19 protein-coding genes are annotated in these 22,683 nt (G+C 74.2%); 13 read left to right on the top strand and 6 right to left on the bottom strand.

Translation table 11 applies throughout. The features are described from left to right. Window positions 1-9 precede the first annotated feature (9 nt). Window positions 10-762: an SLATT domain-containing protein gene (locus VM636_RS14125; protein WP_338484654.1), complete on the bottom strand. Its 753-nt coding sequence runs from the start codon at window positions 760-762 to the stop codon at window positions 10-12. Between the two features lie 309 nt (window positions 763-1,071). Between VM636_RS14125 and VM636_RS14120 the strand changes: the two genes are divergently transcribed. From VM636_RS14120 to VM636_RS14090, 7 genes are all read left to right on the top strand, one after another. Then, window positions 1,072-1,413: a YbaB/EbfC family nucleoid-associated protein gene (locus VM636_RS14120; protein ID WP_030420179.1), complete on the top strand. Its 342-nt coding sequence runs from the start codon at window positions 1,072-1,074 to the stop codon at window positions 1,411-1,413. Window positions 1,414-1,470: 57 nt separating this feature from the next. Continuing rightward, a complete protein-coding gene (recR, locus tag VM636_RS14115) occupies window positions 1,471-2,070 on the top strand; it encodes a recombination mediator RecR (RefSeq protein WP_030420178.1) in 600 nt (199 codons plus the stop codon). Next, complete coding sequence (locus VM636_RS14110; RefSeq protein WP_030420177.1) at window positions 2,063-2,722, top strand: DUF5063 domain-containing protein; 660 nt, start codon at window positions 2,063-2,065, stop codon at window positions 2,720-2,722. Before recR ends, VM636_RS14110 begins: the two co-directional genes overlap by 8 nt. Window positions 2,723-2,959: 237 nt before the next feature. Then, window positions 2,960-4,237, top strand: a complete 1,278-nt coding sequence (locus VM636_RS14105; RefSeq protein ID WP_030420176.1) for an aspartate kinase — start codon at window positions 2,960-2,962, stop codon at window positions 4,235-4,237. Then, the gene (locus VM636_RS14100; protein WP_051821312.1) at window positions 4,237-5,349 is read left to right on the top strand and encodes an aspartate-semialdehyde dehydrogenase; all 1,113 of its coding nucleotides are present in this window, start codon (window positions 4,237-4,239) and stop codon (window positions 5,347-5,349) included. Before VM636_RS14105 ends, VM636_RS14100 begins: the two co-directional genes overlap by 1 nt. A gap of 371 nt (window positions 5,350-5,720) precedes the next feature. Then, a complete protein-coding gene (locus VM636_RS14095) occupies window positions 5,721-6,404 on the top strand; it encodes a SigE family RNA polymerase sigma factor (protein ID WP_199809377.1) in 684 nt (227 codons plus the stop codon). A gap of 152 nt (window positions 6,405-6,556) precedes the next feature. Further along, entirely contained in the window at window positions 6,557-7,864 is a 1,308-nt protein-coding gene (locus VM636_RS14090; RefSeq protein WP_338484649.1) for a hypothetical protein, read from the top strand. A 51-nt stretch (window positions 7,865-7,915) separates the two neighbouring features. Here the strand turns inward: VM636_RS14090 and VM636_RS14085 are convergent, their stop codons facing one another. Next, entirely contained in the window at window positions 7,916-8,791 is an 876-nt protein-coding gene (locus VM636_RS14085; RefSeq protein ID WP_338484647.1) for an SURF1 family protein, read from the bottom strand. Window positions 8,792-8,910: 119 nt separating this feature from the next. On the opposite strand from VM636_RS14085, the gene VM636_RS14080 reads away from it, so the two are divergent. Beyond that, window positions 8,911-10,743: a prolyl oligopeptidase family serine peptidase gene (locus tag VM636_RS14080; protein ID WP_030420171.1), complete on the top strand. Its 1,833-nt coding sequence runs from the start codon at window positions 8,911-8,913 to the stop codon at window positions 10,741-10,743. A gap of 130 nt (window positions 10,744-10,873) precedes the next feature. Here the strand turns inward: VM636_RS14080 and VM636_RS14075 are convergent, their stop codons facing one another. Beyond that, complete coding sequence (locus VM636_RS14075) at window positions 10,874-12,796, bottom strand: NAD-binding protein (RefSeq protein WP_051821322.1); 1,923 nt, start codon at window positions 12,794-12,796, stop codon at window positions 10,874-10,876. Between the two features lie 357 nt (window positions 12,797-13,153). Here VM636_RS14075 and VM636_RS14070 point away from each other — a divergent pair, with 357 nt between their 5' ends. Both VM636_RS14070 and VM636_RS14065 read left to right on the top strand, forming a co-directional pair. After that, a complete protein-coding gene (locus VM636_RS14070) occupies window positions 13,154-13,663 on the top strand; it encodes a hypothetical protein (protein ID WP_030420169.1) in 510 nt (169 codons plus the stop codon). A 156-nt stretch (window positions 13,664-13,819) separates the two neighbouring features. Beyond that, window positions 13,820-15,358 carry a flotillin family protein gene (locus VM636_RS14065; protein WP_030420168.1) on the top strand — a complete coding sequence of 513 codons (1,539 nt, stop codon included), beginning with the start codon at window positions 13,820-13,822 and terminating at the stop codon, window positions 15,356-15,358. A gap of 93 nt (window positions 15,359-15,451) precedes the next feature. Here VM636_RS14065 and VM636_RS14060 read toward each other — a convergent pair whose 3' ends face one another. The 3 genes from VM636_RS14060 to VM636_RS14050 form a co-directional block, all read right to left on the bottom strand. Continuing rightward, on the bottom strand, window positions 15,452-16,513 hold the full coding sequence (locus VM636_RS14060; protein ID WP_030420167.1) for a helix-turn-helix domain-containing protein: 1,062 nt from the start codon (window positions 16,511-16,513) through the stop codon (window positions 15,452-15,454). A 287-nt stretch (window positions 16,514-16,800) separates the two neighbouring features. Further along, entirely contained in the window at window positions 16,801-17,265 is a 465-nt protein-coding gene (locus VM636_RS14055) for a hypothetical protein (protein ID WP_030420166.1), read from the bottom strand. Then, on the bottom strand, window positions 17,262-17,957 hold the full coding sequence (locus tag VM636_RS14050) for a hypothetical protein (protein WP_158786418.1): 696 nt from the start codon (window positions 17,955-17,957) through the stop codon (window positions 17,262-17,264). The genes VM636_RS14055 and VM636_RS14050 overlap by 4 nt, the downstream gene beginning before the upstream one ends. Before the next feature lie 931 nt (window positions 17,958-18,888). Here VM636_RS14050 and VM636_RS14045 point away from each other — a divergent pair. From VM636_RS14045 to VM636_RS14035, 3 genes are all read left to right on the top strand, one after another. Then, window positions 18,889-19,596 carry a Crp/Fnr family transcriptional regulator gene (locus VM636_RS14045; protein WP_078962546.1) on the top strand — a complete coding sequence of 236 codons (708 nt, stop codon included), beginning with the start codon at window positions 18,889-18,891 and terminating at the stop codon, window positions 19,594-19,596. Between the two features lie 93 nt (window positions 19,597-19,689). Then, window positions 19,690-20,511, top strand: coding sequence for a hypothetical protein (locus VM636_RS14040; protein ID WP_338484642.1), 822 nt, complete (start codon window positions 19,690-19,692; stop codon window positions 20,509-20,511). Then, window positions 20,504-22,675 carry a hypothetical protein gene (locus VM636_RS14035; protein ID WP_338484640.1) on the top strand — a complete coding sequence of 724 codons (2,172 nt, stop codon included), beginning with the start codon at window positions 20,504-20,506 and terminating at the stop codon, window positions 22,673-22,675. The genes VM636_RS14040 and VM636_RS14035 overlap by 8 nt, the downstream gene beginning before the upstream one ends. Window positions 22,676-22,683: the final 8 nt, after the last annotated feature.

Below are 22,683 nucleotides of genomic sequence, written 5' to 3'. Positions count from 1 at the left end.
AGAGCGCCCTCAGCGGGGCTCCGGGGGCCGCTGGCGGGGCATGTTGGGGCGGGCGCCGGGCTGCGGGATGGAGAAGCGGCCCTGGGCGGACGGGCCGCCCTCCGCGCGCGTGCCGCCGGACGGCACCGACTGGAGGCCGAGCGGGGGCGAACCGGTGCGGAAGCCGACCATCCAGTCCGCCGTCTCCGCCCGCACCAGCTCCGTCAGGTCCTCCGAGAAGCGCCGCAGCACCAGCAGGCACCGCTCGGCCGCCTCGCTCGCCGTGCCGTCGGCCGGGCCCAGCACCTCGCGCACGCTCTCCGAGGCCCAGTCGAACTGGAGCACCTGGAGCCTGCGCTGCACGGCCTGCGCCGTCGCCACGTCCCGTATCCAGCCGGACGTCAGCCCGAAGTACCGGTCCCCGGCCACGCACGCCACCGCGAGCAGCACCGCCAGGTACCCCCACGGCGCGACCCCGACCGTGACCCCCGCCAGGTCCAGCAGCGGCAGCGCGGCCCCGGTGACGGCGCCCGCCGCCGCCCCGCACCGCAACAGCCGCGCGGCCCGCCGCTTGCCCGTCCGGTCCGCCAGGTACCAGGCGGCGGTGTCCAGCGCGCCGCGCTCCACCCACCGGTACAGCTCGTCCAGCCGCTCCGCGGGCACCGACCAGTCCCCGAGCGGAAACGGCCGCCCCGTCAGGTCGCCCGGCCGCAGCCCGGCCGCCCCCTCACCGCCCCTCCCGTCCTGCGGCGGCCCCTCGGGCTGCATCTCCGGCTGACCCACCCGGCACTCCCTACTGATCACGACAGCTCGGCGAGGCGATCACGGTGCGTGACGACGCCACGGCGCACGGATGGCCTCTTCGGTCGCGCCCCCGACCTCCGGGACCGACGTGCCGCCCCTTCCTACCCCCCAATGGGTGGCCCGGAACCAGGTTTCGCGGGCATTCCGTCCGGACATAGGCGTTGATCAGGTATAAGGCAGGCGGCCACCTCACTCGAAAGAGTGCCAGGGCGAGGGCCGCGCGGACCACGTAGGCTCGTGCCGAGCGGGAAATTCCCGCGGTGAACCCCGCAGCGACAGGAGCGGAACGTGATCCCCGGTGGCGGCCAGCCCAACATGCAGCAACTGCTCCAGCAGGCCCAGAAGATGCAGCAGGACCTGGCGAACGCACAGGAGGAACTGGCGCGGACCGAGGTCGACGGCCAGGCGGGCGGCGGTCTGGTGAAGGCCACCGTCACCGGCTCGGGCGAGCTGCGCGGCCTGGTGATCGACCCCAAGGCGGTGGACCCGGAGGACACCGAGACCCTCGCCGACCTGATCGTCGCCGCCGTCCAGGCGGCCAACGAGAACGCGCAGAACCTCCAGCAGCAGAAGCTCGGCCCGCTCGCCCAGGGACTGGGCGGCGGCGGCATCCCCGGTCTGCCCTTCTAAGACGGGCCCCGGCCCTCTACCGTACGTAGCAGCAACCTCAGGAAGGACGGCAGTCCGTTGTACGAAGGCGTGGTCCAGGACCTCATCGACGAGCTGGGGCGGCTGCCCGGCGTCGGGCCCAAGAGCGCGCAGCGGATCGCCTTCCACGTCCTCCAGGCCGAACCGGCCGACGTACGGCGCCTCGCCCAGGCCCTCATGGAGGTCAAGGCGAAGGTCCGCTTCTGCGCCACCTGCGGCAACGTGGCGCAGGAGGAGCTGTGCGGCATCTGCCGCGACCCGCGGCGCGACCCGTCGGTCGTCTGCGTGGTGGAGGAGCCCAAGGACGTCGTCGCGATCGAGCGCACCCGCGAGTTCCGCGGCCGGTACCACGTGCTCGGCGGCGCGATCAGCCCCATCGACGGCGTCGGCCCCGACGACCTGCGCATCCGCGAACTGCTCGCCCGGCTGGCCGACGGCACGGTCACGGAGCTGATCCTGGCCACGGACCCGAATCTGGAGGGCGAGGCCACGGCCACCTACCTCGCCCGCATGATCAAGCCCATGGGGCTCAAGGTCACCCGCCTGGCGAGCGGCCTTCCGGTGGGCGGTGACCTGGAGTACGCGGACGAGGTGACCCTCGGACGCGCCTTCGAGGGGAGACGACTCCTAGATGTCTGACGCCACGCTGCACGCGACCCACCAGAATCCCGACGACTTCGCGGTCCAGATCGCCGACCAGATCGAGAGCTTCCTGGTCGCCGTCACGGAGGTCGCCAAGGGCGCCGAACCGGACTCGGCGGTGCCCTTCCTGCTGCTGGAGGTCTCCCAGCTCATGCTGGCGGGCGGCCGGCTGGGCGCCCACGAGGACATCCTCCCGGAGGAGCGCTACGAACCGGACCCCGGCCCGGAGCCGGACGTGGACGAACTCCGCGAGAACCTCGCCCGCCTGCTGGAGCCCATCGACGTCTACTCCGAGGTCTTCGACCCCTACGAGCCGCGCCGCGCCCCCGTCCCGGCCCGGATCTCCGACGACCTCGCCGACGTCATCACCGACCTGCGCCACGGCATGGTCCACTACCGGGCCGGCCGCACCACCGAGGCCCTGTGGTGGTGGCAGTTCTCGTACTTCTCCAACTGGGGCTCCACGGCCTCGGCGAGCCTGCGCGCCCTCCAGTCGGTGGTCGCCCACGTCCGTCTCGACCAGCCGCTGGAGGCCCTCGACGGCCTCGACACCGACCAGCACCTCGGCGACGACACGCTGGAGAAGGAGGCCGGCCGGGTGATGGCCCGCGAGATCGCCGGCCCGCTCGGACTGCGCCCGGTCACCTGATCCGGACGGAGGGCGTTCCCCCGGCCCATCCGTCGGCCAAGGGCGTTCGCGGCCGTGTGACACACCGCACTTTTCCGAGTGAGGGGCCCTCTCGTGGGCATGAGCCAGCCTGAAACGAGAGCCCGGAAATCTCACGATGCGGTACCGCGGGGGGGAATTCCGGACGCTCGGTAAAATGAGCCGACCGCAGTGCATATACGCACGTGCGGAAAGAGACGGATTGAGCGAGGAGCGCACGTGGGCCTTGTCGTGCAGAAGTACGGAGGCTCCTCCGTAGCCGATGCCGAAGGCATCAAGCGCGTCGCCAAGCGGATCGTGGAAGCGAAGAAGAACGGCAACCAGGTGGTCGCCGTCGTTTCCGCGATGGGCGACACGACGGACGAGTTGATCGATCTCGCCGAGCAGGTTTCCCCGATTCCCGCGGGACGCGAGCTCGACATGCTGCTGACCGCCGGAGAACGCATCTCCATGGCCCTGCTGGCTATGGCGATCAAAAACCTGGGCCACGAGGCCCAGTCCTTCACCGGGAGCCAGGCGGGAGTCATCACCGACTCGGTCCACAACAAGGCCCGGATCATCGACGTCACCCCCGGCCGCATCCGCGCCTCCGTGGACGGCGGCAACATCGCCATCGTGGCCGGCTTCCAGGGCGTCAGCCAGGACAAGAAGGACATCACCACGCTCGGCCGCGGCGGCAGCGACACCACGGCCGTGGCCCTGGCCGCCGCGCTCGACGCCGACGTGTGCGAGATCTACACCGACGTGGACGGCGTGTTCACCGCCGACCCGCGCGTGGTGCCCAAGGCGAAGAAGATCGACTGGATCTCCTTCGAGGACATGCTGGAGCTTGCCGCCTCCGGCTCCAAGGTGCTCCTCCACCGCTGTGTGGAGTACGCGCGCCGGTACGACATCCCGATCCACGTCCGCTCCTCCTTCAGCGGACTGCGCGGCACGTGGGTCAGCAGCGAGCCGATCGAGCAAGGGGACAAGAGGGTGGAGCAGGCCATCATCTCCGGTGTCGCACACGACACCTCCGAGGCCAAGATCACGGTCGTCGGCGTGCCGGACAAGCCGGGCGAGGCCGCCTCGATCTTCCGGACCATCGCCGATGCCGAAGTCAACATCGACATGGTCGTGCAGAACGTCTCCGCCGCCTCCACGGGCCTGACGGACATCTCCTTCACGCTGCCCAAGTCCGAGGGCCGCAAGGCCATCGACGCGCTGGAGAAGAACCGCGCGGGCATCGGCTTCGACTCCCTGCGCTACGACGACCAGATCGGCAAGATCTCCCTCGTCGGCGCCGGGATGAAGGCCAACCCGGGCGTCACCGCCGACTTCTTCACCGCCCTGTCCGACGCCGGGGTCAACATCGAGCTGATCTCGACGTCCGAGATCCGCATCTCGGTCGTCACCCGCAAGGACGATGTGACCGAGGCCGTCCGCGCCGTGCACACCGCCTTCGGACTCGACGCCGACAGCGACCAGGCCGTCGTCTACGGAGGCACCGGCCGCTGATGTCCGGCACCGGACACCCGGGGTGGGCCGCACCGGCCTCGCAGGTCCGGGCCGCGGACCGCACCGGCCGGCCCGTGCTCGCGGTCGTGGGGGCGACCGGCGCGGTCGGCTCGGTCGTGCTCCAGATCGTCTCGCAGCACGCGGACGTCTGGGGCGAGATCCGCCTGATCGCCTCGTCCCGTTCGGCCGGCCGCAAGCTGACCGTGCGCGGCGAGGAGACCGAGGTGGTGGCGCTCACCGAGGACGTCTTCGACGGGGTCGACGTCGCCGTGTTCGACCTGCCCGACGAGGTCACCGCCCGGTGGGTGCCGGTGGCCGCCGGGCGCGGCGTGGTCGTGATCGACAACTCCGGCGCCTTCCGGATGGACCCGGACGTGCCGCTCGTCGTGCCCGAGGTCAATCCGCACGCCGCCCGGCTGCGTCCGCGCGGGATCGTGGCCAACCCCAACTGCACGACCCTCTCGATGATCGTGGCGCTGGGCGCGCTGCACGCCGAGTTCGGGCTGCGCGACCTGGTCGCCACCGCGTTCCAGGCGGTGAGCGGGGCCGGGCGGGTGGGCGTGGAGACGCTGCGCCGCCAGCTCTCCGCGGTGGCCGGCACCGAACTGGGCACCCACCCCGGGGACCTGCGCCGGGCCGTCGGCGAGGACACCGGCCCCTTCCTGGAGCCGGTCGCGCTGAACGTCGTGCCGTGGGCCGGCTCGCCGCGGGAGGACGGCTGGTCCTCGGAGGAGATGAAGGTGCGGGACGAGACCCGCAAGATCCTCGGCCTGCCCCGGCTGCCCGTCGCCGTCACCTGCGTGCGGGTCCCGGTGGTCACCACGCACTCCCTCACCCTGCACGCCCGCTTCGAGGACGAGGTCACCGTGGAGCGGGCCCGGGAGATCCTGGACACCGCCCCCGGGGTCGTCCTCTTCGACAACCCGGCCGCCGGCGAGTTCCCCACCCCCGCCGACGCGGTCGGCACCGACCCCGCCTGGGTCGGCCGGGTCCGGCGGGCGCTGGACGACCCGACCGCCCTGGAACTCTTCGTCTGCGGGGACAACCTGCGCAAGGGCGCCGCCCTCAACGCGGTGCAGATCGCCGAGCTGGTCGCCGCCGAGACGGGCTGACCACGGCAAAAATCCTCGGCCACCGAGACGTTCGTTCTCTAGGATTCCCGTACGGGATGTGATCCGGAAGACGAACCGGGGCACTTGTCCCGCGCCCGTCGGCATCGGAGGATTTCCTCCCCGCCCCCCGCAACCGCGCGGCGGCGGGGAGCGTCTTTGCGGTCACCCTCTTCGGGGCGTGGGGACACAGGTGTGCCGGCGCGGGGCCGCCGGCGGCGGGCGCGAGGGGACGCCCGTTCACAGCGACATAGGGGATGAGCGGGGCGTATGAGGGCCTTTGACGCGGTGTCGGACGGGTGGCGGTCCGGCACGGACGGGAACGTGACGTCCGGCACGTACAACCCTTGCGGGGGCAAGGGGGTCCAACTGGCGTGGCAGAGGTACTCGACTTCACCGCGGCGACACGCGGTGCGGCTCTGCGGGCAGCCGTCCGGCCCGTCCGGCCCCCTCGTCCCCGCGCCGTCGGCGCGGCCGGTGGCATGCCGGTGATCGCGCCCATGCCCGCGGCGCGGCCGGCCCGCCTCACCGAACAGCGCGACGGCGCGGAGGAGAGCGTGGTGACGGGCACCACCGTCGACCACCTCACGGAGACGTACCGGGCCCACTACCGGTCGCTGCTCGGCCTCGCCGCGCTGCTCCTGGACGACACCGCGTCCTGCGAGGACGTCGTCCAGGAGGCGTTCATCCGCGTCCACTCGGCGCGCAAGCGCGTCCGCGACCGGGACAAGACCCTCGCCTACCTGCGGCAGACCGTCGTCAACCTCTCGCGGTCCGCGCTGCGCCGGCGCATCCTCGGCCTCAAGCTGCTCTCCAAGCCGATGCCCGACATGGCGAGCGCGGAGGAGGGCGCCTACGACCGCCTGGAGCGCGACTCGCTGATCCAGGCGATGAAGGGGCTCCAGCGCCGCCAGCGCGAGGTGCTGGTCCTGCGCTACTTCGCGGACATGACCGAGGCTCAGGTCGCCGAGACGCTCGGCATATCCCTGGGCTCGGTCAAGGCGTACGGATCGCGCGGCATGGCGGCGCTCAGAGTGGCCATGGGAGCCACGACATGAGCGCCGGGGACGCGCGGCGGGACGCCGCCGAGGGCCGGGACGCCCCCGGGGGGCCGGCCCCGTACGAGGAGGCGCCGCCGGACGGCGCCGACGCCGGGCCGCCGCGCCCGCACACGCACGAACCGACGCACACGCACGCTGGGAACGGAACTGTGAACCACGGCCCCGCCGACCCGGGCCCCACCCCCGGGGACACCCCCACCGACCACCTGCCGGGCCCGCCGGCCGCCACGCCGGACGACGATCCGACGTCGGAGGGCCCGGACCCGGACGACTCGGGCCCGGAAAGCCCGCCGGCCGCCGACGGCACCGCACCCGCCGTCCCGGCCGCCGACGGCACCGCTCCGGTCGCCCCCGTTCCGGAGGGCCCCGGTCCCGAAGGCGCCGGGGGCACCTCCGGTGACAGGGCGCCCATCGCCCTCGTGCCGGCCCCCCGGGCCGCGGACGGGGAGGAGCCCGACGCGCTCGGCGGCGACGAGGCCGCGCTGCGCGGTCTCCTGCACCAGGCGGTACGGGAGGTGGCGCCCCGCGACGGCACGCTGGAGCACCTGCGCCGCGCCGTGCCCGCGCGCCGGGCCCGCAAGCGCCAGGCCGCCGTCGGCCTCGCCGCCGCCGCGCTCTTCCTCGGCACGGCCGTCCCCGCCGTCGTGCACGTCTCCTCCGCCGGAGGACTCGGCGCCGACCCCTCCGTCGCCGGCAGCGCCTCCCAGGCGCAGGGCGGCGCCACCCAGGGCACCGACCCGGCCGGCGGGCGCGGTGGCACCGCCGGCACCGGCGGCCCGGCCGAGGGCGAGCACGGCACCGGACCGGCGCGTACGCCGGACGACGCCGAGACCGGCGCCGCCGCGGGCTCGCCCGACGCCGCCGACCCCTCCGCCGGCGGCGACGCCGACTCCGGCGCGTGTACGGCGGGCCGGCTCGGGCCGGCCGTCGCGAGCAGCTCGGCCCCCGACTCCACCGGCGCCGTCTACGGCACCTTCCGCGTCACCAACGTCTCCGCGGCCGGGTGTACCGTCGCCGGTCCCGGCAGCCTCTCCGTCAGTGCCCTGGGCGCGGCGGACGCCGGCCGGATCGGCACCGCGCGGCACACGGCCGGGGATGCGGCGGCGGCCCTGCCCGACCCGTCGCTGGAGGCCGCCTCGCTGACCCTGGCGCCGGGCTCCTCCTACGAGGTGCGGTTCGCCTGGGTGCCCTCGGAGACCTGCCCCAGCACGGGTGGCACCCCCGGCGGTGCCTCGCCCGACCCGACGCCCTCCGAGGACGTCGCCACGAACAGCGGCGGCTCCACCGGCGGCGACACAGACCCCCAGACCCAGCTCGTCACCGAGGACGCGCCGGCCGACGCCGGCGTGGCGGTGACGTACGCCCCCGAGGGAGGCTCGGGGGCGGCGACGGCCACGGTGTCCCACGCGTGCGCGGGGACCGTGTACTGGACGGGAGTGCTCCCGGCCTCGTCCTGACCGGGGAGCGGCCCCGGGCCCGGGGTGCCGTCCGGGCCCGCGCGGCCCGGCTCAGACGCCGGTCGGGCTGGGGCGGTCCTCCCGCTCCCGCCCGGCACCGGCGGTCTCGGCGGCCCCGGTGGTCGCGGTGGTCTGCGCGGCCACGGTGGTCCCGGTGGTCGCGGTGCCCTCGGGGGCGAGGCCCAGCTCCGCGTCGCGGGTGAGTTCCACCTCGCGGCGCAGCAGCCGGAACCACATGAAGATCACGAAGCCGACGAAGGCGAACCACTCGGCCGTGTAGCCGAGGTTCTGGAACGCCTTGAGGTCCAGGCCGGTGTTCTGCGGGGCGCTCACCGGCACCGCCCGCATCCCGGAGTCGCCGTCGTTGAGCGTCACCCACGCGTCGTACAGCTCGTACGGCACCAGGTTGACGAGCGTGGCGGTGCTGATCGCGCCGGCCTGGCCGGCGGGCAGTCCGGAGCGGGAGCGGACCCCGTTGTTGCCGGGCGTCTCGGACGCCTGGAGCGCCCCGGTCACCGTGACCTCGTCCCCCGGCGGTGCCGGGGCCTTCGCCGGGTCCGGCGTGCCGGGCAGCCAGCCCCGGACGACGGGCAGCGCGCGCCCCTCGTCGGTGCGCAGCAGGGTCAGCACGTAGTACCCGGTGCGCCCGTCCAGCGTCCGGTCCGGTACGAGGAACTGGTCCTCGTACCTGCCGGTGGCGGTGGTCTGCTTGCCGACCGTGGACCGGTCGACGGGGAGCAGGCCGGCCAGCGGGCGCGCGGCCTCCCGGCGGTCGGAGGCCGCCTGGGTGTCCGCGCGGTCGTGGGCCTGCACCCGGTCCTCGAACCGGCCGAGCTGCCAGGACCCCATGAAGATGCAGAAGGGGATGGACAGGACGAGGAAGACGTTGATCCCCCACCACCGGGGCGTCAGCAGAAACCGGTACACGTCTCCACGGTACGGGGCGCCCGCGCCGGAGTCGGCCCCGGGGCGGCCTGTGGGCGAGGTTGTCCACAGGCTGGGGACGCGGTCCGCGCCGGTCCGCCCGGACCGGGCAGTATGGGGCCATGACTGAGAGCAACGGGTCCGTCTCGCCGCAGCGGCGGGAGCGGGCCGAAGAGATGCCCGACTGGGAGAAGCGGTTCCGGGCGCCGAGGGTGTCGCTGCCCGACTGGGCGCAGGACGCGCCGCACCGCTCCCTGTTCGTGTCCAACGCGACGGGGACCTACGAGCTGTACGCCTGGGACCGGTCGACGGGCGGGCAGCGCCAGGCCACGGACCGGCCGAACGGCACCACGGTCGGTGTGCTCTCGCCCGACGGTGAGTGGATCTGGTGGTTCGACGACACGGACGGCGACGAGTTCGGCGTCTGGCGCCGCCAGCCCTTCGCGGGCGGCGCGGACGAGCCGGCGGTGCCCGGACTCGACCCCTCCTACCCGGCGGGACTCGCCCTCGGCCGGGACGGGAGCACCGTGGTGGTCGGGCGTTCCACCGACGCCGACGGCACCACGATCCACCTGGCGCGCGCGGGCGGGGAGCCCGTGGAGATCTACCGGCACCGCGAGTCGGCCGGCGTGGGGGACCTCTCGCACGACGGCACGCTGATCGCCGTCGAGCACACCGAGCACGGTGACGCCATGCACGCGGCGCTGCGCGTCCTGCGCCCCGACGGCACGGCCGTCGCCGACCTCGACGACACCCGGGGCGGCACCGAGGAACTGGGTCTGGAGGTGCTCGGCTTCGCCCCCGTCGACGGGGACACCCGCCTGCTCATCGGCCACCAGCGCCGGGGCCGCTGGGAGCCCCTGGTGTGGGACGTGGCGACGGGCGAGCAGACCGACCTCGCCCTGGAACTGCCCGGCGACGTGAGCGCCGAGTGGTACCCGGACGGCAGCGGCCTGCTGATCGTGCACGGCTTCGAGGCCCGCAGCGAGCTGTTCCGGTACGACCTGGCGGCGCGCGAGCTGGTGGAGATCCCCACCCCGGCCGGCACGGTCTCCGGTGCGACGGCCCGGCCCGACGGCAGCGTGGAGTACCTGTGGTCCTCGGCCGCCGAGCCGTCCGCGGTCCGTTCCACCACCGGCCGCGTGGTGCTGGACCCGCCCGGCATGCGGTCGCCGCGCTCGGTGCCGGTGGAGGACGTGTGGGTGGAGGGGCCGGGCGGACGCGTCCACGCCCTGGTGCAGAAGCCGGCGGGCGCGAGCGGGCCGCTGCCGACCGTCTTCGACATCCACGGCGGCCCGACCTGGCACGACAGCGACGCCTTCGCCGCCGGCCCCGCCGCCTGGGTCGACCACGGGTACGCGGTGGTCCGGGTCAACTACCGCGGCTCCACCGGGTACGGCCGGGCCTGGACCGACGCCCTCAAGCACCGGGTGGGCCTCATCGAGCTGGAGGACATCGCCGCGGTGCGGGAGTGGGCCGTCTCCTCCGGCCTCGCCGATCCCGCCCGGCTGATCCTCACCGGCGGCTCCTGGGGCGGGTACCTGACCCTGCTCGGCCTCGGCACCCAGCCCGAGGCGTGGACGCTGGGCATCGCCGCCGTCCCCGTCGCCGACTACGTCACCGCGTACCACGACGAGATGGAGGGGCTGAAGGCCCTCGACCGCACCCTGCTCGGCGGCACCCCGGAGGAGGTCCCGGAGCGCTTCGAGGCATCCTCGCCGCTGACCTACGTCGACCGGGTCAAGGCCCCGGTCCACATCTCCGCCGGGGTCAACGACCCGCGCTGCCCGATCCGCCAGATCGAGAACTACGTGGCGCGCCTGGAGGCGAGGGGCGCGGTCCACGAGGTGTACCGGTACGACGCGGGGCACGGCTCCCTCGTCGTGGAGGAGCGGCTCAAGCAGGTCCGCCTGGAGCTGGACTTCGCCGCCCGCCACCTGCCGCCGGCCCGGTAACGGCCGGGTGCCTCCCGGCCCCGGCGGACGCCGGGGCCGGCCGGGACGGCGCGGGAGGCGTCCCCGGTGGCCGGGGCGGGGCTGGTACGCGCCCGGCGGCACGGGTGTCCGCCGGGCCGGGGCGGCGCCCTCACCGGACCCGCCCGCCCCCGGTGTCTCCGTACGGGTGCGGGCCCGGGACCCGGGCGCGGCGGCCCAGGAGTTCCGCGAGGCCCTGCCGGGTCGCCGCCAGCACCACCCGGTCCCGGGCTTGCAGGACGTAGGTCCGCGGCAGTTCCCACACCAGCCCCGACGACCGCAGCCCCTCGGCGCCGCCCGCCTCGCCGGGGCGGCGGTCGCCGTCGGCCCCCGCGTCCAGCGCCAGCACCCGCCACGCCCCGGCCCGGAACGCCTCCCCGACGGTCCGCCCCTCCAACTGGGGGTGCCCGGCCACCGTGACGGCGGCGAAGAGCAGCACCCGCCGCTCGACGGGGATCGCCCCCAGGATCTGGCGGCCCATCATCGCCGCGGCGAACGCGGGCGCCGCCAGGTGCGACACGCTGCGGCTGCGGGTCAGTGCCTGCGGGTGCGCGGCCCGCAGGGTGCGGTACACGGCGGTGGCGAAGTCGTCGTCGTACAGGCGCAGCACCACGCGCAGGTCGGACCGCAGCGACCGGGCGTAGAGGACCGCCTCCAGGTTGGTCGAGTCGGCGCTGGTCAGCGCGAGCAGCGAGTGCGCCCGGTGGACCCGCGCCGCCTCCAGGACACCCTCCTGCGTGACGTCGCCGAGCACCACCGGCACCCGCAGCCGCCGCGCGGTGGCCATGCCGCGGGCCTCCGGGTCCGCCTCGACGCACACCACCGGGATGTCCAGTTCCCGCAGCCGGGTCAGCACCCGGGTGCCGATCTTGCCGAGGCCGAGCAGGACCACGTGCCCGCCCAGCCCGCGCGGGGGCTTGCGCAGGGCGGAGGCGTTGCGGAAGGTGCCCAGTGCCTCCAGCACCGCCGCCAGCAGGACCGGCAGGAGCAGGAGCCCGGTGAAGCCGGAGAGGAGTTGCAGGATCTGCTCGCCGGCCGACTGGTTGTGCGCCGGCTCGTTGATGGCGAAGAGGTCGAGCAGGGTCACGTAGGTGGCGTGCAGGGCGTTGTCGCCGGTGACCACCGCCAGCGCCACCGCGAGCGCGACCACACAGGCCACCAGGCCCGCCAGCGACCAGCGCAGCCGCCGGGAGAAGAGCGAGGCGAACGGCGGCACCCGGGTCCGCGCGGCCGACAGCGCGGGACCGGAGTAGGAGACCTGCTCCAGGGCGACCGTCCCGCGCCCGGTGGCCGCCTCCACGGCCGCCGCGTCGGGCAGCAGGTAGGGCGCCTGGTCGCCGCTGGTCTCCGAACCGTCCGCGCCCGCCGGGTCGTTGCTGGTCGCGGAGAGCAGCGCCAGCGTGCACAGCCCGGGGTCGGCGACCTCGCCGGGGCGCGGCGGGTGCCGTTCCACCGCGCGCAGCAGCAGCCCGTCCGTCTCCACCACCTTGCCGGTGCCGACCAGCGCCGTCGCCGCCAGCGCGGGGGCGGCCGTGTCGGCGTCGGAGAGCACGGTCGTCGAGGCCCCGGCGCCGTCCAGGCCCCCCGCCCGGCCGTCGCCGGCGGACAACGCGGCGGTCTGGTCGAGGAGTTCCTCGATGTGCTGGCCGAGGCGGCGGTTGTAGAGGCGCAGCACGAGGCGGAGGCGGGGGTTGAGCCGGCGGGCGGTCAGCGCGGCCCGGATGTTGGTCTCGTCGTCGTCGTAGACGAGGGCGAGGGCCGCGGCCCGGTCCACGCCGGCCCCGGCGAGCACGTCCTCGGTGGGTTCGAGGGCCTCCACCGGGCGGGGCGTGCCGTTGGCCTCGCCGCCGCGGTTGACGGTCGCGTTGACCACCCGGTCCAGCAGCGCCGCCGAGGCCGCGCGGGCCCGGCCGACGACCGGCCGCCGCACCTGGCCGACGGAGGGCGGGACGACGAGGGTGACGTGTTCGCGGTACACGCCCCGCAGTTCGGCGGCGAGCCGGTGGGCCAGCCCGTCGTCGCCGCAGACCACCATGTGGGTCGCGTCGCCCGGCGGGCCGCCCTGCGGACCGCTCGGAGGACCCTGGTTCGGAACGATCGCCACGAGGGACAAGACTGCCTCAACGCCACCGCCGGTTCCAGACCCCCCGGCGCGCGGGAGCGGCCCCGGGCGGGACCGCTCCCGCGGCCTTCCGTGCCATACCGTTACCGACGGGTCACCGTTCGCGGACAGGCGCCCGACCGCGAGTTCCGTAGGATGAGGACGGTTGCGGGAGAGGGCGGCATAAAAGCAGCGTAAAGATTGCCGGAGCCGGGCAATGACATCGTCTTCCCCGCATGTGAGGATTCGTTTCACCGAAGCTCAGCGACGGGCGAGAGGGGGACGGCGCATATGGCCTGGTTTCTTGGGCTGGGTATCACGGGGGTTGTGCTGCTCGCCTTGTCGCTGATCTTCGACGGGCTGCTGGAAGGCGTCTTCGACGGTGCCCTGGACGGTCTCCTGGAGGGGTGGCTGTCCCTGCCGGTCATCGCCGGGTTCACCGCGATGACCGGCTTCGGCGGGGCGATCGCCCTGGGCACCGGCTGGACCGGCCCGGCGGGCGCCGTCGCGGTGGGGGCCCTGGCCGGTGTCGCCGCGGGCTGGCTGACGTACCGTCTCAGCCGGGCGCTGATGCGGGACCAGACGGACGGCACGCCCACCCACGACCAGCTCGTCGGCACCTCGGGACGGGTGGTGACCGCCATCCCCGCCGACGGTTTCGGCGAGGTCATGCTCCGGCTCGCCGGCCAGCCGCTGAAGTGCTCGGCGCGCAGCGCGCTGCCCGTGGCCCGCGGCACCGAGGTGTGGGTCGAGTCGGCGCCGACGTCGACGTCGGTCGTGGTGCGCCCGGTGGAGCGCTGAGCGGTGGAGAGCGACGCGGCCCGTTTCGCCCCCGCCGGGGCGTACGGGTCCATTCCGCGCGCCTTTCCTTTACCGCCGCGCCCGGTATTCCTTCCCCACCCCTCCTTTCCCACGTGTTCTTTTCTCGTTCCTTCTCCGTGATTCGGGGGCAGTGTCATGAGTCCTGTCGTGATCGCGGTACTGGGAGTCGTCGTACTCCTGGTACTGCTCGCGCTGGTGGTCGTCAGCCGGTACAAAGTCGCCGGGCCCAGTGAGGCGTTCATCGTCACCGGCCGGCGCGGCAAGAAGTCCACCGATCCGGAGACCGGCCGGGTGTTCACCGACAACAGCGGCCAGAAGGTCGTGGTCGGCGGTGGCGTCTTCGTCGTGCCGTTCGTGCAGCAGCGCTTCACCCTCGACCTCTCCTCGCGGCACATCCCGGTCGCCGTCCGCGGCGCGGTCACGCTGCGCGGGGTGAAGGCGAACCTGGACGGCGTCGCCATCGTCAAGGTCGGCGGTACCGAGGACGCGATCCGCGCCGCCGCCCAGCGTTTCCTGATGCAGCAGGAAGGCATCGTCGGCTTCACCCAGGAGGTGCTGTCCGGCGCGCTGCGCGCGATCGTCGGCCGGATGTCCGTGGAGGACGTCATCCGCGACCGCGCCGCCTTCGCCGGCCAGGTCGCCGAGGAGGCCGAGGCGAGCCTGTCCGGGCAGGGCCTGGTGCTGGACGCCTTCCAGATCCAGGACATCACCACCGAGGGCTCCTACCTGGAGGACCTGGGCCGCCCCGAGGCCGCCCGCGCCAAGCAGGAAGCCGACATCGCCGAGGCCGTGGCCCGGCGCGCGGCCGAGCAGGCCCGGCTGAAGGCCGAGGAGGAGATCGCGGTCGCGCAGCGGACCCTCTACCTGAAGCAGGCCGAGATCAAGGCCGAGACCGACCAGGCCGCGGCCCGCGCCAACGCCGCCGGCCCCCTCGCCGAGGCGGCCCGCCAGCAGGACATCCTCGCCGAGCAGGAGAAGGTCGCCGAGCACCAGGCCGCGCTGAAGGACCGTCAGCTCGACACCGAGGTCCGCAAGCCCGCCGACGCCCAGCGCTACGCCGCCGAGCAGGAGGCGGAGGCCCGCCGGGTGGCCCGCGTCAAGCAGGCCGAGGCCGAGCGTTCGGCCGAGATCGCCGCCGCCCAGGCCGAGGCCGAGCGGGCCCGGCTCACCGGTGAGGGTGAGAAGCAGCGCCGTGGCGCGCTCGCCGAGGCCGAGGCCATCGAGGGCCTCAAGCAGGGTGAGGCCGAGCGGGCCCGGCGTGCGGCGATCGCCGAGGCGGTCCGGCTGGAGGGTGAGGCGGAGGCCGCGGCGATCGGCGCCAAGGGCTCGGCCGAGGCCGAGGCGATGCGGCAGAAGGCCGACGCCTTCGAGCAGTACGGCGAGGCCGCCGTGCTCCAGATGCTGGTCGAGGTGCTGCCGCAGGTGGTCGCCAAGGCGTCCGAGCCGCTGTCGGCCGTGGACAAGATGACGGTCATCTCCACCGACGGGGCGAGCCAGCTCTCCCGCACGGTCGCGGACAACGTGGCCCAGGGCATGGAACTGCTGAACTCCACCACCGGTGTCGACCTCGCGGCGCTGCTGAAGAACGTCGCCGCGAGCGCCGGCCCGCTCGGCGGGAAGAAGGACGACGGCGCGGAGCCGGCCGACAACGGCAAGGTCCAGATCACCGGCTGACCCTCCCGTCCGGACCGGGGCACCGCGCCTCGCGTCCGGACGGGCCACCGGCCCGGTCGGGGTTCCCCGGCCGGGCCGTCGCGCGTCGCCGGGTCAGAGGTCCTGGTCGGGCCAGCCCAGGAGGCGGGCCCCGATGACCGCGGTCTGGAGGGTGTACCGGTTCACCGGGTCGGCGGGGTCGGCCCCGGTGAGCTGGTGCACCCTGTCCAGCCGGTACGTCAGCGCCCGCACGCTCAGGGAGAGCCGGCGGGCCGCCTCGGCCGCGGTGCAGCCGGCGTCGAAGTACACCTCCAGCGTCCGCAGCAGCGGTTCGGCGCCGCCCCGGGCCTCCCGCAGCGGGCCGAGGACGCTCAGCACCAGGTCGGCCATGGCCTGCCGGTCCCGGGTGAGCACCGGGTAGACCAGCAGGTCGGCGGCGCGCACCACGGGGTCGGCCAGATCCAGCCGCTCGGCGAGTTCGAGGGTGCTCAGCGCCTCCTCGTAGCTGTGCACCACGCCGCCGGGGCCGCTCCGGGCCCGTCCGAGGGCGACCCGGCCGCCGTCGGTGGCGGCGTACGCCTGCTTGGCGAAGAAGGCCAGGATCTCGTCCTGGTCGCCGGGGGCGATGCAGACCAGGTGCCCGTTCTTGGTGGTGATCAGGACGCGCCGGTCGCCGAAACGGGAGATGAGCGCGGTCTCCACGAGCCGCGTCACGGGCGCGGTGTCGTCGTAGGGCTCGGGCCCCTCGGCCACGGCGACGGCGTGGGCGCGGGAGAGGGCGAGGCCGAAGCGTTCGGCGCGCTCGGCGAGCCGGCCCAGGTCGCTGCGCCCGTAGAGCAGGTCGTCGATGAACTCGCGCCGCACCGCCTCCTCCTGGCGTACGGCGAGGCGCTGGGCGCGTTCGTAGCCTTCGGCGAAGGCGTCGACGGCCTGGGCGACGGCGGCGAGCACGTGCGGGACGGTCCCCTCGGTACCGGCTTTACCTGGCCATGACAGGCGGGTGGCGTGCAGATGCTCCCGGACCAGGGTGCGCAGGCTGTGGCCGATCTCGGCGGCCTCCTCGCCGAGCCTGCGTCGCCCGTCCAGCTCGTCGCGGGTCAGTCGCCGGCCGGTGCCCGCCACCTCCGCCAGGATCTCGGCGTACCCCGCCAGGTACGCCTCGTTTCGCTCCCCCATGTCCGCGCCCTCCCTGCCGTTCACGCCCCGGTGCGCGGTATCCGGCAACGAGAGGGTAGTAAATCTTGCCGGAGCCCGGCAACGCGGGGGGAGCGGAGCGTGCGGAGCCGGCCGGCGGACCGGGCGGGCACGGGGTCCGGGAGCGGGCGAGGGGCAGCCGGGGCGCGGGGAAAGGGGCCGCCCACCGGCGCGGGCGGCCCCTTCGGGCACTACGGGGTGACAGGGGCGGCCGCGTGCGCCGGGGCGTCACACGTATCCGTACGAACGGAGGCCGGCGCCCGGCCGGGTCAGACCGGGGCGCCGTCGGACGGCGGGACGCCGGCGGGAGCGGTACCGGGCCCGGCCTGGGCGGGCACGGCGGCGGAGCCGTTCGCGGCGAGGGCGTTGGCCTGCCGGGCGAAGGCGCTCATCGCCTTGAAGTCGGGCAGCACCCGCAGGACGAAGATCCCGGCCATGGAACTCGCCGGAAACCCGGCGAGCAGCACCGCGTACCCGGACTCGCCCCGCTGGACCATGTGGTAGGCGAGGAAGAGGAACCCGCCCACGAGCCCGGCGGCGAAGAGCTGGCCGAGCAGGTTCTGCGCCATCTGGCCGATGGCCTGTATCCGCTGCACCCGGTAGTCGGCGGTCACGGCGTGCAGGACGGTGCGCAGGTGCCGCTTGTTGGCGACCTCCAGATGCTTCGCCAGTTCGATGAGCTGGGCGACGAGCGGGGAGTCCGCCGGGGCGGTGGCCGCCGGGCGTTCGTTCAAGCGCTTTTCTCCTGGAGGTCGGCGACCATCATGTGCAGTGCCTGCCGGACCGGGTGGGTGGGGCTGGCCGACCGCATCAGCCGGCGCGCGGTGTGGGGCGTCGGCACGGGGCGCAGGGTGCCGGGGGCGCCGCGGGCGGCCGACGCCTCCTCGTACTCGGTCAGGATCCGGAAGAGGAGCGCCCGCGCCATCTCGTGGTCGCGTTCGCTCTGCCGCATGAGCTGCGCGGTGTCCAGCTCCTCCACCCGCTTGAAGGCGAGGGCACGCAACTCCGAGTAGAGCGCCCGCCCGCGCCGTCCGCGGCGGGCCAGGGCGTGCCGCAGCGCGCAGAGGAACGCGGCCAGGGAGGAGAGGGTCACGGCGGAGAGCACGACTATGACGACCACCGGCCAGCGGGAGTCGACCACCAGGGCCAGCACCGCCAGGACCGCCGACAGCGCGGCCGAGGTGAAGCTCACCGTCACGGCGACCAGCCGCAGCGTGGCCAGCGCGTCGCGCATCTGCCGCGCGTCCGTGCCGTCCTCCGCGGGGGCGACGGGCAGGCGCGAGGCCGTGTCCAGGGCCGCGTTGACGGCGGCGAGCCGCTCACCGAGACCGGGGCCCGGTCCGGCGCCGGTCCGATGGGCGGGGAACACGGCGCCGGTCGGGTCCAGAACGCTCAGGGCACCGGCGCGTACATCTCTCCATGACATGGAGCCCCCTAGGTACGACAACCCCGCGCATGCTAGCACGCTGTGTACGGTGCGTGACTACCCGTGAGCAAGGGGCCGTGAACCCGACGGCGTTCCGAGCCGGTCCCGGGGCTGCGGCAGCACGGCGGTGAACGGAGGGCGAGGAGACCGCGGGGCGCGCTCCGCCGGCCCCCGCTCGACCACCTCCCCGGCGTCCGGCACGGCGGTCCGGCACGGCGGTCCGGTGGGCCGGAGCCAGTGCCTCCGGATCGCGTGTGACCAGCGTGTGTGACCAGGAGGAGGGCCAGATCGTCCCGGCTCGGGAGCAGCGTGGCAGAACGCCGAGGGCGCCCCGGCGGGTCACCGGGGCCGGCCCGGAGGCGATCTCGTCGCGGACCAGGACGCGGGGGCGGGCCGACAGGGCGCGCACCAGGGTCGCGCGCTGCACTTCGCCCCCGGAGAGCCGGTCCGGGCGCCGGTGCGCGACGGCCCCCGCCAGACCGAGGCCGGCCAGGGCGTCCACCCCCTGCGCACCACCGCGTCCCCCGGGGCCGCCGGGTCCGCCGGGCAGCCGGACGGCCGTGTGGCCGTGCGGGCGGCCGGCCGTGCGAGCGGTCGGCCGAGGACCGGACGGTGCTCAACGACACCGGCCCGGACGGAAGCGACGTGGCCCACCCGCCCGCACCCGCCCGCACCCGCCCGGACACCGCGCGCCGACACCGGCCGCCGGCGCGCGACGCGCCAACGCCCCGGTGATCCGCCGCAGAAGGCGAGGCCGCCGCATCGGCGATCACTGCGAAAAGAGCATGTGCGTTCGGTCAATTCCGGCAGGCGGGAGAAAGAACCGGCCACATGCCCGTACGCCGGTTCTCCCGAACACGACGCGGCGGCACCATGGTCTGTCACGCGCAGGGCGCGCCGTGCCGGGAAGCGCGATCGTCGGGGGGTACTGGTGCATCACGCATGGCCGCCGTCCACCTTTCTCGGCCGCTTACGGCCGGCGACACGCGAGGAACTGCTCACACTGGGCACTCCGATCGTCTACCACCCGCACCGCGCCCTGCTGCAACAGGGCGACGACAGCCGGCACGTCCTGCTGGTCACGCGCGGCGTGGTGAAGGTCGTCGCCAGCGCGGAGAGCGGTTACGACATGCTGCTCGCCGTCCGCATAGCGGGCGACCTGGTCGGCGAGATGGCCGCGTTCGAGGAGCGCCCCAGGTCCGGCACGGTGATCGCCTGCTCGGACGTGACCGCCCGCGTCATCCAGGTGGGAGCGCTGGAGTCCTTCCTGACCCGGCACCCGGACGCCATGCGGGCCATCCTCCACATGCTCTGCGCGCGGCTGCGCTGGGCCAACCGCCGGCGCATCGACTTCCAGGCGTACGACTCGCTGACCCGGCTGGCACGGGTCCTGGCCGAGCTGAGCCAGGCGTACGCCCAGCCCGTGCGGGACGGCGACGGCAAGAGGTGCGACCTCGGGGTGACCCTCACCCAGGCGGAACTCGCCTCACTGGCCGGACTCGCCCTCGCCACGGCCGAGAAGTCCCTCGCCGCGCTGACGGCCAAGGGCCTGGTCGAGCGCAGCTATCGCAACATAACCATCTGTGACGTCCCGAAGCTTCTGGCGTTCGCCAAAGTCGTGGCCGACAACCCGTATTGATACGGAATCACTCCGGTCACTCTCTCCTAGCCTCTCGGAAAACGGCACGTGGGCACCATCCGTCCACGGCTGGAAGAAGAGAGGAACGATCGGGTGGTTGAGTGGAATGGGTTCTTCCCCAGCCTCTGCATAGCCGTGGACGCGGAGTCCTACGGCAGGAACAACGACCGAGGGCAGACCGAGGTCCAGCACGACCTGCCGCGCCTCCTCGACCGGGCCGCCAGAGGCGCCGGCCTGGACCGCACCGAGTGGCTGATCCAGCGCAAGGGGGACGAACAGCTCGCGGTGCGCCGCCAGGACGGCACCGACCCGCGCCTGGTCGACGACTACATCCGGTACCTCGCCGCCGAGCTGCGCGAGCACAACGCCCGGCGTGTCCCCACCGCGCGGTTACGGCTGAGGGCCGTCATCCACCAGGGACTCGTGGCGCCGGCCGACAACGGTTTCGCGGGAACGGCCGTGGTGGTCACCGCACGCCTGCTGAGCGCGCGGCCGCTCTACGACGCGCTCGCCGACCATCCCGGCAGCGACCTGGTGCTGCTGCTGTCCGACGACGTCTTCCGGTCCCTCGTCGCGGGCGGCCACACGACCCTGTCCCCCGAGGACTTCGCTCCCGTCCCCGTCGAGGCCAAGGAGTACCACGGCGCGGCCTGGCTGCACGTACCCGGTCGCGGCGCACCCGCCGCCGCGCACCCGCCCGTGACGGAGGGGACCCAGGAGCCGGCGGATCCCGCGACGCGGGGACGCCCGGAGCCGACGGAGTCCGAGGCGGACCGGGACCGGCGGACCGCCCCGAGCGTGCCCGGCCCGGGCTTCGACCAGCAGTTCCGGGCCGCGGAACTCAAGGTCACCAACGTCAACGGTTCCGTCGACGCCCGGGGCGCCGTCTTCGGCTTCGGGAGCCCCCGTGGCTGAGACCCCGGAGCCGGACGCCCCGTACGGTCCGGTGACCGGGGAGCCCGCGCCCGAGGACCCGGCGGGCGCGGCCGAGGCCGGTGCGGAGTACTTCCCCCCGGGGCCCGGGCCCGGCCCGGGCCCCGGGGGCGGGGACGAGCCGGACGCACACGAACAGGACAACCGCGGCTACGACGAACTGCGCGACGTGCAGCAACTCGTCAACAACAACTTCTACGGCGTCGTCGACGCCTCCGGAGCCGCGTTCGGCTTCGGCGCCGCCTCCTCACCCGGGCTCACCCCCGGCACCATCGAACCCGGGGAGGCAGCCCAGGCCCTGCGGTTCTACGTTCCGCCGCGGCCCTGCTTCGACGAAGCCCTCACCATGCTGCGCGAGGACGGCCTCGTCGTGCTGACCGGCCAGGACGACTGCGGCCGGGGAGCGGGAGCCCTCGCCCTGCTCAGGACGATCCTCGGCGACCGTGCCCGACTCCGCAGCCTGTCGCCCGCCGACGCCCTCGCCGAGCTGACCGCCTCCCGGGTGCTCAAGCCGGGCCAGGGGTACGTCATCCTCGACTACGTCGGCGAGCTGCAGGTGGAGGCCGTGCAGGCATACGAGATCCGACGGCTGAGCGAGGAACTCCGCCGCGAGGGCTCGTACCTGGTCGTCACGGCCGACGACACGACGCTTCGGCGGCTGGCCCTGCGCGACCACTGTGTGCGATGGCGGGCCCCGGACCCGGTGGAGCTGTTCCGCCACTGCGGAGAAGAGCTGGCGCTCGCCGACCTCGAACCGGACACCGAGAAGGAGCTGCTGGACCGGGTCGCCGAACAACGACGTCCGGCGGACGTCGTCGCCGTGGCCCTGGCACTGTCCCACAAGGGCCCCGAGGAGGCCCTGGAGACCGTACGGGACCGGGACCGCGAACGGGTCCGGGACTGGTTCGGCAAGCGGCCCCCCGCGGACGACCTGCTCCCGCTCGCGGCCCTGGCCTTCCTGGAGGGCGTCCCGGAGCGGACGTTCGAGAAGGAGTGCGCCGTCCTCGCCGCCCACGTGCGCGCCTGGGAACAGAGCGGCGAGGCGCCTGCCGCGGAACCGGACCCCGCCACCGGGGCACCGCCCGGAGGCGCGGCGGCGGACCAGTCCCGGGCCCGGTGGAGAGAACGCTCGGTGGGGCTCGTGACAACCGAGTACCGGTACGGGCCGGGACGGGAAGGCGGCCGGAGCGAACGCTGCCTGGTCTTCGCCTCACCACGCGTCCGCGGACTGGTCATCGCCGAACTGCACGAACTCTACGGCTACGCGCTCTGGTACCCGCTGCGCCGATGGCTCGGCCACCTGGCCCTGCACGGCGACCTCGGCGCCCGGACCGAGGTGGCGCGAGGCGTCGCACTGCTCGCCCGGCACGCACTGGTGGAGGTCGACGAGTACCTGCTGAAGGTCTGGTCCGACGGCGTCACCAGCCAGCGCGTGACAGCCGTCCTGACACTGCAGTTCATGTGCGACGCCGACCGGCTCGCCCCGCAGGCCCTGAACATCGTCCTGGGCTGGGTCGACAACAGGGGCGCCGGCCGTGCCCTGAGCGCGGCGATGGCACTGCCCGGCCGACTGGGCTCGCTCTACCGGCTGGACGCGCTCTACTGGCTGTGGTTCCTGACGCAGCGCGGAGAACGCATCGCCTCCTCCGCGCGGCGTTCCCTGGTACTGCTGCTGCAGACCGCCGAGCACGACCCCGAACACACCGTGCTCGTCCTGCGGTACACCCGGACCGTGATCGAACGCACCGCCCGCGGCTCCCGCGAGCGGTCGATCGCCCTCACGACCGCCCTCCAGCTCCTGGAGGCCACCCGGCTGGACGCCGCCGAGCCCCTCACCGCGGAACTGCTCCGCTCCGTCCCGGACGGCGTCCGCCACCTCGGGGCGCTGTGGGCGCACCTCCTGCACAGCGGCTACCGGGGCAAGGCCGTCACCGCGCTGTGCCGCACACTCGCCCGGCTGCGGGACGACCCGTCCGTCACCGGGACCGTACGGGAACTCGGCGAAGCGCTGCGCGACGCCATGACCGCACGCCAGTGGGCGGCGCTCCGCCACCACCTGACGATCGCCCTGAGGCACCCCGAACACGCCCTCCCCACGACCCACCGGCTGGCACGGGCGCTCATCGGTCCACCGCGCGGCCGGTGACCGGGAAC

Source organism: Streptomyces sp. SCSIO 75703 (assembly GCF_036607905.1).
Taxonomy (GTDB): Bacteria; Actinomycetota; Actinomycetes; order Streptomycetales; family Streptomycetaceae; genus Streptomyces.
The sequence above is the reverse complement of the archived record's forward strand: the minus strand, read 5'-3'. Positions and strand labels throughout refer to the sequence as shown.